The sequence below is a fragment of the Phenylobacterium sp. genome (assembly GCF_004799395.1).
GTDB lineage: Bacteria > Pseudomonadota > Alphaproteobacteria > Caulobacterales > Caulobacteraceae > Phenylobacterium.
In genome coordinates this window covers 1-10,063 of record NZ_SSMZ01000006.1, presented here as the reverse complement: position 1 = coordinate 10,063, position 10,063 = coordinate 1, and the positions used below count along the sequence as shown (strand labels likewise).

The following is a 10,063-nucleotide window of genomic DNA, read 5'->3' as shown; positions in this document are numbered from 1 at the left end:
AGCTCCAGGGTCACGTCGACATTGTCGTGCACCGCGGCCAGCATCAGGCTGCAGACAGACTGCATGTAGCGCTGAGTAACCATGCCGCCGTAGCAGGGCGTGGCCACCACGACGTGTATGGTGTTGCGCTTCAAGCTCCCTCCGCCCCTTGGCTGACGAATCGGAGCTTGGCCGGAGACTGCGGCCCGTCGATTGCTGCAACGCTTCGCGCGGTCATCCGGCTGACGCAGAAGGCCGCCGCCTGAAATCCGACAGTCGCGCTCAGGCGGGAATGGTCGCGGCCAGGGTGACCTTCTCCTCGGCGACCTCGGCCAGCACCCGGCCGCCGGCGTCGGTGACAAACAGGTTCACATAGCGCGCCTGCACCCAGTGGCCGTGCAGGCCTTCGCCAGGGCCTTCGCCCGCGAGACCCGCCAGCACTTCGGGGCGCAGGCGCGCGCGCGGGCCGGTGGCCTCGATGGCGATGGCGATGGCGCCGTCCTTTTCCACCGCGCGCACCTTGGCCACGCCGCCGGTGGGGAGCGCCGCGCCGGCGATCTGGGCGAGGTTCAGGAGGGCGCGCGCGGCGGGCTTGTTCACCCCGGCCGGATCGAGGCGCCAGTCCAGCGTGGCGCGCATATGGCTGAAGACGCCCTGGGCCAGCTTTTCCAGCTCGCGCGCGTCGAAGGTTTCCGCCGAGGCCGAGGCGCCGAAGGCCACGCGAGTGAAGGCCAGCAGGTCCGCCAGCTTGCGCGCCGAGGCGGCGATCAGGCCCATGGCGTCCTCGCGCATGTCCTGGGCGGTGGGATCTTCCAGCAGGTCGAGCCCTGAGACGATGGCGCTCGCCGGGCTGATGAAGTCGTGGCACATCCGCGCGGCCAGGAAGGCGGCGAGCTCGGCGGGTCGGATGGGGGCGCTGGTGGTGGGAGTGTCCGTCATGGCGCGGACCTTGGCTTGATTTGAACCTTTGGAAAACCGCGCCGAGGCCATTAGACAACGCCCATGAACGACATCGGGGCCGAGCTGGCCGACATCTGCGAAGCGGCCGCGGCCCTGATCCTGCCGCTCTGGCGCTCCGGCCTGACGGTGACCCACAAGGCGGATCAGAGCCCGGTCACCGAGGCTGACCAGCGCGGCGAGGCGCTGATCCTGAAGGCCCTAGCCGAACGTTTTCCCGATATCCCGGTGATCTCGGAAGAGGACGCCAGCGAGTTCGGCACGCCGGACGCCATCGGGCCGCGGTTCTTCCTGGTCGATCCGCTGGACGGCACCAAGGCCTTCGTGCGCGGCGACCCGCATTTTACGGTCAACATCGGCCTGATCGAGCATGGCCGCCCGGTGGCCGGGGCCGTCACGTCGCCGCCTTCAGGAGAGAGCTGGTACACCGCCGGCGACCAGGCGCTGAAACGGCTGAAGGGCGTGGCGGCGAAGCCCGTCCGCGCGCGGCCCTGGCCGAAGGGCGCGGCGCTGGCGCTGATCAGCCACACCATGAAACCAGAGACCGCCGACAAGCTCGCCGCGGAATACGGCTTCGACCTGCGCGAGCCGATGGATAGCTCGATCAAGCTCTGCCGGATCGCCGAGGGCGCGGCCGACATCTATCCCCGCCACGGGCCGACCATGGAGTGGGACACCGCCGCCGGTCACGCGGTGCTGGAGGCGGCGGGTGGGCAGCTGACCACCCCGGAAGGCGGGCCCTTCGCCTACGGCAAGGTGCGGGACGGCTTCAAGAACGGATGGTTCGTGGCGCGCGGCGCCTGAGCGGATTCAGACCGCCTTGGGCGGGTTGGAGGCGTGGTCAGCGGGGGCCAGGTAGACGTCCGCCGGCGTCGCGGCCGAACCGGAGGCCGTCGGCGCCCCGTGGCTCATGCCAAGCACATTGGCCGGTCCGAGGATCAGGTAGCCGCCGAAGCCAGCCAGGAAGGCCACGATCGCAAGCGCCAGGAACGGCGCGGCGAAACCGAGCAGATTGGTGGGCCGGACGATGTGAAAAGCGGCGACGGTCATCAGTTGGCTCCCTGCCGGAGTCTACGGATTGAGAACACCGTCAGATGCGTTGGGTTGCTGGCGGCTTAACGAATTCATCAGGTTCCAGAAGAGACGGCGCCGCCTTGGTAAATCCCAAGGTCGCCTCAAGCCCCGAAGCCAATTGAGAGTCATTCCTGAAGATGCCGCGCTGGCATCGAAATGCGAGTGGCTTGCAAACGCAACACAACCCCGGCGGCGGGATGGAGGAGGTACGATTCGACGCGGCGCCAGATCGGCGCGATGCTCGCAAAAGCCGGCGAACGGCGGAGGGACGGCGATGGCCTATGACGCAAGCGACTATGAAACCATCACCCTGGAGCGGCGCGGCCATGTCGGCGTGCTGACGCTGAACCGCCCCGACCGGCTGAACGCGATCAACCGGGCGATGATGGCCGAGGTCTCGGCCGCCGTGGCCGCTGTGAAGGCCGACGACGAGTTCCGCGCCCTGGTGGTCACCGGCGCGGGCAAGGGCTTCTGCGCGGGCGCCGATCTCCTGGGCGCCGGGCAGGCGGTGGCCGGAAATGCGCCGGAGCCCAAGGACCAGTTCGAGCGGATCGACGAGCTGGGCTGGGTCGGGCGCTGGGCGATGATGTGGTCAGGCCTCGACAAGCCGACCATCGGGGCGATCAACGGCGTGGCGGCAGGCGCCGGCATGTCCACGGCTCTGGGCTGCGACGTGCGCATCGGCAGCGAGGCCGCCCGCTTCAAGAGCGTCTTCATCGAGCGCTCGCTCTCGCCGGATAGCGGCCTGTCGTTCTTCCTGCCGCGCATCGTCGGTTACGCCGCCGCCGCCGACATCATCTTCACCAGCCGCGCGGTGGGCGCCGAGGAGGCCAAGGCGCTGGGCCTCCTGAACCGCCTGGTCGCCGCAGACGAGCTGGTCGACGCCGCGATCGACTACGCCAACGAGATGACCCGCTGGCCGCCCGTGGCCCTGCGGGTCTCCAAGCGGGTGCTGCAGCACAACACCGAGGCGCCCCTGGAAGAGGCCCTGCGCTACGAAAGCGCCGGCCTCTACTACGCCCGCCGCTCGCCCCACGACGTGAAGGAATCCCGCGACTCGTTCCTGGAAAAACGTCCGGGCGTCTACACAGGCAGCTGATATCCGGTCATAAGCCGCCGCATTCGTTCTGGAGACTTTCCATGCCCCTCGACACGGCCGCCGATCAGAAAACCTTCCGCTGGGAAGATCCCCTCGACCTCGCCTCGCGGCTTTCGGAAGAAGAACGCATGGTCTGGGATGCAGCGCGGTCCTATGCCCGCGACAAGCTGCTGCCGCGTGTGGTGTCGGCCTACGCCGAGGAGCGGTTCGACCGCGAGATCATGACCGAGATGGGCGCGCTGGGTTTCTTAGGTCCCACGCTTCCGGAGAAGTACGGCTGCGCCGAGGTCAACCACGTGGCCTACGGCCTGATCGCCCGCGAGATCGAGGCGATCGATTCTGGCTACCGCTCGGCGATGAGTGTGCAGTCCTCGCTGGTGATGTACCCGATCTACGCCTTCGGCTCGGAAGAGCAGCGGATGAAGTACCTGCCGGGAATGGCCAACGGCACGATCATCGGCTGTTTCGGCCTGACGGAAAGCGACGGCGGCTCCGATCCTGCCTCGATGCGTACGGTCGCGAAGAAGGTCGACGGCGGCTACGTGCTGAACGGATCCAAGATGTGGATCACCAACTCGCCGGTCAGCGACGTGGCCCTGGTCTGGGCCAAGCTCGATGGGGTGATCCGGGGCTTCCTGGTGGACCGTGGCTCCGAGGGTTTCGCCACGCCGAAGATCACGAACAAGCTCAGCTTGCGCGCCTCGGTGACCGGCGAGATCGCGCTTTCGGACGTCTTCGTGCCCGACGACATGATGCTGCCCAACGTCAGCGGGCTGCGCGGGCCGTTTTCCTGCCTGAACAAAGCCCGCTACGGCATCGCCTGGGGCGCAATGGGCGCGGCCGAGTTCTGCCTGCACGCCAGCCGCGACTACACCCTGACCCGCAAGGTGTTCGGAAAGCCGCTGGCCGCGCGCCAGCTGATCCAGAAGAAGCTGGCCGACATGCAGACCGAGATTGCGCTGGGCTTCGAGGGCGCGCTGGCGCTGGGCCGGCTGATCGACCAGGGCGCCTGGGTCCCGGAGGCCATCAGCCTGATGAAGCGCAACAATTGCGGCAAGGCCCTGGCCATCGCCCGCGAGGCCCGCGACATCCACGGCGGCAACGGCATCTCGGGCGAGTATCACGTGATGCGCCACGCGGCGAACCTGGAGACCGTGAACACCTACGAGGGCGCGCACGACGTGCATGCGCTGATCCTCGGCCGCGCGATCACCGGCGAGAACGCCTTCTAGCCCGCAACTTCGCGCCGCCGGCCGCCTCCAACGATACGTTTACGAGTGGCCACTATGTTCGCACCCCTACCTTGGGGGTGGAACGTCCATGGCCGGAAAAAGCGCGTCAGGCGCGGCCGAAAAGGCTGAGATGATCCAGTCGCTGTTCGAGAACAGCAGCGACCTGATGCATGTCGTCAGCGATCGGGGTCTGCACAAGCTCATCAACCCGGCCTGGAAGACCATCCTCGGCTGGGACGAGGCCGAAATCATCGGCAGGCCGGCGATCGAGTTCAACCATCCTGAAGACCGCGACGGCGTGGTCGAACGGTTCCGGGCCATGGCGCCCGGCGCGACCTTCGAACGCCAAGTGAGAATGCTGGCCAAGGATGGAAGCTATCGCTGGTTCGCCGCCCGCACCCAGAAGATGCCCAGCGGCGAGTTCATCGGCACCCTGCGCGACGCCACCGAGGAACGCGCCCGGGCCGCTGAGCTTGAGGAGACCCGCCGCACGCGCCGCCTGCTGAGCGAGTCCGCCGGCATTGGAACCTGGGTGTTCGAGCCGCTCGAGAATCGCGTGGAGTGGTCGCGCGACCTGCTGTCGCTGACCAACATCGACGCCGAGGACATGCGCACGCCGGAGCAGTTCTACGCCCTCGTACACCCGGCCGACCGCAAACACACCCAGGCCCTGATGGCTCGCGCCGTGACCAGCGGCGTCGGCGCGAGCCTGGAGCACCGCATGAAGGTCAATGGCCGCTGGACCTCCTGGCGGGCCACCTTCCGCACGGACGCCAGGCCAGGCGGCGTCTTCGCGCTGAAGGGCATTTCCGAGGACATCACCGAACTGGCCAAGGCCCGTGACATCGCCCGCCGCGGCGAGCTGCAGATGAAGCGCGCCGAACGCGAGGCCCAGGCCAACGCTCAGCGGCTGGCCGTCGCGCTCGAAGCCGCCGAGGCCGGGGTCTACGAGATCGACCACGTGGGCAAGACCTTCTGGGCCTCGCCGGAATTCGTGAAGATCACCGGCCAGGACGACGCCACCTACGAGCAGGCGACGCAGCTGCGCTTCCCGGGCTTCCACCCCGACGACCTGGACCATGTGCGCGAATCCTTCCGCGCCCTGCACACCGGATCAAGTCCGGCCGGCGCCTTCGACGCGCGCATCGTGCGGCCAGACGGCGAGACCCGCTGGATCCGTGTCTCGCACCACCTGAAGGTCGGCAAGAACGGTCGCTGGCTGAAGGCCGTGGGCCTGATCCAGGACTTCGACGCCCGCAAGCGCCAGGAGATCGCGCTGCTGGAAGCCCAGCAGGCGGCCGAGGCCGCGGGCGAGGCCAAGTCCGCCTTCCTGGCCAATATGAGCCACGAGATCCGTACGCCGATGAACGGCGTCATGGGCGTGCTCCACCTGCTCAAGGGCGAGAAACTCACCGACGAGGGCCGCCACATGCTGGAAGAGGCGCTCTCCTGCGGACAGATGCTGGCCGAGCTGCTCAACGACGTGATCGACTTCTCGAAAATCGAGGCCGGCCGCCTGGAACTGACCGACGAGGCGCTCGATCCGCAGAGCCTGTTGGAGGGCGTCACTCGACTGCTGCGGCCGCAAGCCGAAGGCAAAGGGCTTCTGCTGCGCATCGACTGCGAGCCTGGCCTGGGCTGGGTGCGTTCCGACCCGGTGCGCCTGCGCCAGGCGTTGTTCAACCTGATCGGCAATGCCGTGAAGTTCACGGAGCGCGGCTCGGTAACCGTGCGCTGCGGATCGCCGCGTCCGGGCTTCCTGCGCTTCGACGTCATCGACACCGGCGTGGGCATCCCCGCCGAGGCGCAGAGCCGCATCTTTCAGCGTTTCGACCAGGGCGACGCTTCGACCACCCGCAAATTCGGCGGCTCGGGCCTGGGCCTGGCGATCACCCAGAAGCTGGCCGAGATGATGTCCGGCGCCGTCGGTTTCTCATCGGAGGAGGGCCTGGGCTCGACCTTCTGGCTGGAAATCGCCGCCAGCCCCGCCGAGGCCGCGCCAGAAACCGCCGAAAGCCTGGAGCCGGTGCTCGATGGCCTGCGCGTGCTGGTGGTCGAGGATAACGCCACCAACCGGATGATCGCCACCAAGCTCCTGGAAAGCCTGGGCGCCCAGGTGGCCACCGCCGCCGACGGTTATCTGGGGGTCGAGGCCGCGCAGACCGGCGACTTCCACCTGATCCTGATGGACGTCCAGATGCCCGGCATCGACGGCCTGGAAGCCGCCCGGCGGATCCGCGCCCTTGGCGGCGCGGCGGCCGAGACCCCGATCGTGGCGCTCACCGCCAACGTGCTGGCCCACCAGCGCCGCGCCTATTTGGACGCCGGCATGGACGGCGTGGTCGGCAAGCCGATCTCGCCCGGCGTCCTGCTGCGCGAGATCGCCCGCCTGAGCGCGCCCGCGCCAGACGTCGAGGCCGACGCCGCGGCGAACGCCGCCTAGCGGCTTCCAACGCCTCGCGAACCGATGCTAAGGCTTCCCTAGCGACACACCCTGGGGAGTTGACCGACGATGAGCCTGCGCCGCCCTTCCGCGACCCTCTGGCTGGCGGCGCTCGCCGCAGCGGCCGCGACCTCCGCCATGGCTCAGCCAGCGACGCCGCCGGCCGACTTCGCCGTCTGCACCGCCTGCCATGAGGTCAAGCCGGGCGGCGTGTCGCTGGGCCCGACGCTGTTCGGCGTCGCCGGGCGCAAGGCCGGAAGCGTGCCGGACTTCGACTATTCGCCGGCCCTCAAGGCCTGGGGGATGAGCTGGACGCCGGAGAACCTGCAGGCCTTCATCCTCGACCCCGCCAAGACCGTGCCGAACAACAAGATGGACTATTCCGGCGCCGCCGACGCGGCGACCGCCAAGGCCATCGCGGACTACCTGGCGACCCTGAAGCCCTAGCCGTCGCCGAGCGAGGCATTTTCGAATATTCGGTATGCTTGGGTCGCATAGCCTTGGCCCTTGTGGCAGGGGCTTCGTCGCGGTAGGTCGGGACCTGACTTGACTGGAAAATGGATGGGTGTCCGCTGAAATCGTTGGGATTCGCCCGACGCCGCCGGCGCCCTCCGGACCTTGGCCAACCTCACGCTCGCGCGGCCCGCGGGCGCATTTCGGAGCCTCGAATGACGCGTACTAGAACACTCGTGTGGGCCACGACCGCAAGCGCGGTGCTGGCAATCGGCGTTTCCTCGCTGGCGCTCTCGGCGGGCAACCCGGTGGAAGAGCGCCAGGCGACCATGAAGGCCGTCGGTCAGTCCATGAAGGAAGCCGCGGGCCTCAACTCGCCGGCCACCTTCGACGCGGCCAAGGCGAAGATCGCGATGGAGGCGGTCGCCGCCGACGCCAAGAAGCTGCACGGCCTCTATCCCGCCGGCAGCGGCGCCGACCCGAAGACGTCCGCCGATCCGAAGATCTGGGAGAACAAGGCCGACTTCGACAAGCGCCTGACGGAAATGGCGACGCTCGCCGCCACCGCCGGCAAGACGACGAGCGCGGACGCCTTCAAACCGGCCTTCTCCGCAGTGGGCGCGACCTGCAAGTCGTGCCATGACGTCTATCGCAAGAAGAAGACGACCTGAGCCCAACCGGCGCGCTGGGGCGCGCCTGACGGATGGAAATCAAGGGGTGGAAAGCGGCGATGCTTAGGCGCGGATTGATCGTCGTGGGCGTGCTGGTCGTGGTCGTGGCCTGCGCCCTGTGGTTCATCACGGCGCCCAAGACACTACCGGCCTCGGACCTGCTCGCCGGCTATCACCCCGATGTCGCCAACGGCCAGGTGGTCTTCACCGCCGGGAACTGCTCGGCCTGCCACATGACCCCCGGCCAGGACGACCGCACCCAGCTCGCCGGGGGGCTGAAGTTGAGGTCGCCTTTCGGGACGTTCGTGGTCCCCAACATCACTCCGGACAAGCAGTTCGGCATTGGCGGCTGGACGGAAGCCCAGTTCGCCAACGCCATGAAGCGCGGGACTGGCCGCCACGGCGAACACCTCTATCCGGCCTTCCCCTACTCTTCGTACAGCCTGCTCAAGACGTCCGACGTCAGGGACCTCTTCGCTTACATCCAGACCCTGCCGGCGGTGGCCAGACCCACGGCGCCGCACGAGTTGAAGTTCCCCTACAGCCTGCGTCTGGCGGTCGGCTTCTGGAAGCTGCTCTACTTCAAGCCGCACGAGTTCGCTGCCGATCCGAAGCAGTCGGCGGCCTGGAACCGCGGCGCATACCTGGCCGAAGGCCCGGCCCATTGCGCCGAGTGCCACACCCCGCGCAACGCGCTCGGCGGCGTCGAGGCCGACAAGCTGTACGCCGGCGCACCCAACCTCGAGGCCGGCGGCCGCTTCGCCAGCAACATCACGCCGTCGAAGGACGGCATCGGCGACTGGAGCGAGCAAGACATCACCGACTTCCTGAAGTCGGGGACCGACAAGTGCTTCAACGAGCCCACCGGCATGAAGGACGTCGTCGCCTCCACCAGCAAGCTCCCGGATGCCGACGTGGCCGCCATCGGGACCTACATCCACGCCCTGCCGCCCAAGGACGGCAACGGCAAGAAGAAGACCTGCTAGGGTCCGCCCTGCTCAAGACGCTCGGCCAAGAGGAAACAATTTAAGATGGCGGAACTCGCCGCAGCAGGCGCCGTGGCGTCGGAGAAGGCCGCCAGCCTGCGCACCGTGGTGGCGGCTTCGTCGCTGGGCGCGACCTTCGAGTGGTACGACTTCTTCGTCTTCGGCAGCCTGACCCAGGTCGTCTCCAAGACCTTCTTCTCGGGCCTGAACGAGACCGCGGGCTATATCGCCGCGCTGGCCCTGTTCGGCGTCGGCTTCGCATTCCGGCCGATCGGCGCCCTGGCGTTCGGGCGCATCGGCGACCGGGTGGGCCGCAAGGGGGCCTTCCTGATCACGGTGGCGCTGATGGGCGGCGCGACCGTGGCCATCGGGCTGCTGCCCAGCTATGCGACCGCGGGCGTCGCGGCCCCGATCCTGCTGCTCCTGATGCGTATCGTGCAGGGCTTCGCGCTCGGCGGCGAATACGGCGGGGCGGCGATCTATGTCGCCGAGCACGCGCCCAGCAACGCGCGGGGCCGCTCCACCAGTTGGGTGCAGACCGCGGCGGCCTTCGGTCTCTTCGCAGCCCTCTTGGTGATCCTCCTGACGCGGCTGGCGCTCGGCAAGGCGTTCGGCCCCGCGGCCTTCGACGCCTGGGGCTGGCGGATCCCCTTCCTGTTCTCGGCGGGCCTCTTGGCGGTCTCCATCTTCATGCGCATGCGCCTGCAGGAGAGTCCGACCTTCGCCACCATGAAGAAAGAAGGCGGCCTGTCGGCGGCGCCCTTCACCGAGGCCTTCGGCCAGTGGAAGAACCTGAAGCTGGTGCTCCTGGCCCTGGTGGCGGTGATGTTCGCCCAAGGCGCAGTCTGGTACACAGCCTTCTTCTACGTGCAGACGTTCATGGAGAAATTCCTGAAGGTCGAGGCGACCACCATCAATGGCCTGATGATGGCCATCGTGGCCGCCAGCGCGCCGCTCTACGTGTTCTTCGGCTGGCTCTCCGACAAGTGGGGCCGCAAGTCCGTGATGCTGGCCGGCATGACGCTGATGCTGGTCGCCTATTTCCCCGGCTTCCACATGCTGGCCGGAACGCTCAACCCGGCGCTGGCCGAGGCGCAGGCGAAATCGCCGGCCACGGTGATCGCTGATCCGGCCGACTGCTCCTTGCAGTTCGACCCGGTGGGCAAGGC

At 68.0% G+C, this 10,063-nt stretch carries 10 protein-coding genes; 8 read left to right on the top strand and 2 right to left on the bottom strand.

Annotation, left to right across the window (positions count from 1 at the left end; all coding sequences use genetic code 11):
• Positions 1–261 precede the first annotated feature (261 nt).
• On the bottom strand, positions 262–918 hold the full coding sequence (chpT, locus tag E8A12_RS00345; protein WP_293365763.1) for a histidine phosphotransferase ChpT: 657 nt from the start codon (positions 916–918) through the stop codon (positions 262–264).
• Positions 919–981: 63 nt separating this feature from the next.
• Here chpT and cysQ point away from each other — a divergent pair, with 63 nt between their 5' ends.
• Positions 982–1,740 carry a 3'(2'),5'-bisphosphate nucleotidase CysQ gene (gene cysQ, locus E8A12_RS00340; RefSeq protein ID WP_293365762.1) on the top strand — a complete coding sequence of 253 codons (759 nt, stop codon included), beginning with the start codon at positions 982–984 and terminating at the stop codon, positions 1,738–1,740.
• Between the two features lie 6 nt (positions 1,741–1,746).
• On the opposite strand, the gene E8A12_RS00335 is transcribed toward cysQ, so the two are convergent.
• On the bottom strand, positions 1,747–1,986 hold the full coding sequence (locus E8A12_RS00335) for a hypothetical protein (RefSeq protein ID WP_293365761.1): 240 nt from the start codon (positions 1,984–1,986) through the stop codon (positions 1,747–1,749).
• A gap of 298 nt (positions 1,987–2,284) precedes the next feature.
• Between E8A12_RS00335 and E8A12_RS00330 the strand changes: the two genes are divergently transcribed.
• From E8A12_RS00330 to E8A12_RS00300, 7 genes are all read left to right on the top strand, one after another.
• Complete coding sequence (locus tag E8A12_RS00330) at positions 2,285–3,109, top strand: enoyl-CoA hydratase-related protein (RefSeq protein ID WP_293365760.1); 825 nt, start codon at positions 2,285–2,287, stop codon at positions 3,107–3,109.
• Between the two features lie 41 nt (positions 3,110–3,150).
• Positions 3,151–4,341, top strand: coding sequence for an acyl-CoA dehydrogenase (locus E8A12_RS00325; RefSeq protein ID WP_293365759.1), 1,191 nt, complete (start codon positions 3,151–3,153; stop codon positions 4,339–4,341).
• A gap of 88 nt (positions 4,342–4,429) precedes the next feature.
• Positions 4,430–6,784, top strand: a complete 2,355-nt coding sequence (locus E8A12_RS00320) for a PAS domain-containing protein (protein ID WP_293365758.1) — start codon at positions 4,430–4,432, stop codon at positions 6,782–6,784.
• Between the two features lie 69 nt (positions 6,785–6,853).
• The gene (locus tag E8A12_RS00315; RefSeq protein WP_293365757.1) at positions 6,854–7,231 is read left to right on the top strand and encodes a c-type cytochrome; all 378 of its coding nucleotides are present in this window, start codon (positions 6,854–6,856) and stop codon (positions 7,229–7,231) included.
• Positions 7,232–7,452: 221 nt separating this feature from the next.
• Positions 7,453–7,908 (top strand): cytochrome c, encoded by a 456-nt coding sequence (locus E8A12_RS00310; protein WP_293365756.1) that lies wholly within the window; start codon positions 7,453–7,455, stop codon positions 7,906–7,908.
• Between the two features lie 59 nt (positions 7,909–7,967).
• Complete coding sequence (locus tag E8A12_RS00305) at positions 7,968–8,894, top strand: cytochrome c (RefSeq protein WP_293365755.1); 927 nt, start codon at positions 7,968–7,970, stop codon at positions 8,892–8,894.
• 45 nt (positions 8,895–8,939) lie between these two features.
• On the top strand, positions 8,940–10,063 hold a 1,124-nt coding region (locus E8A12_RS00300; RefSeq protein WP_293365754.1), incomplete at its 3' end, for an MFS transporter.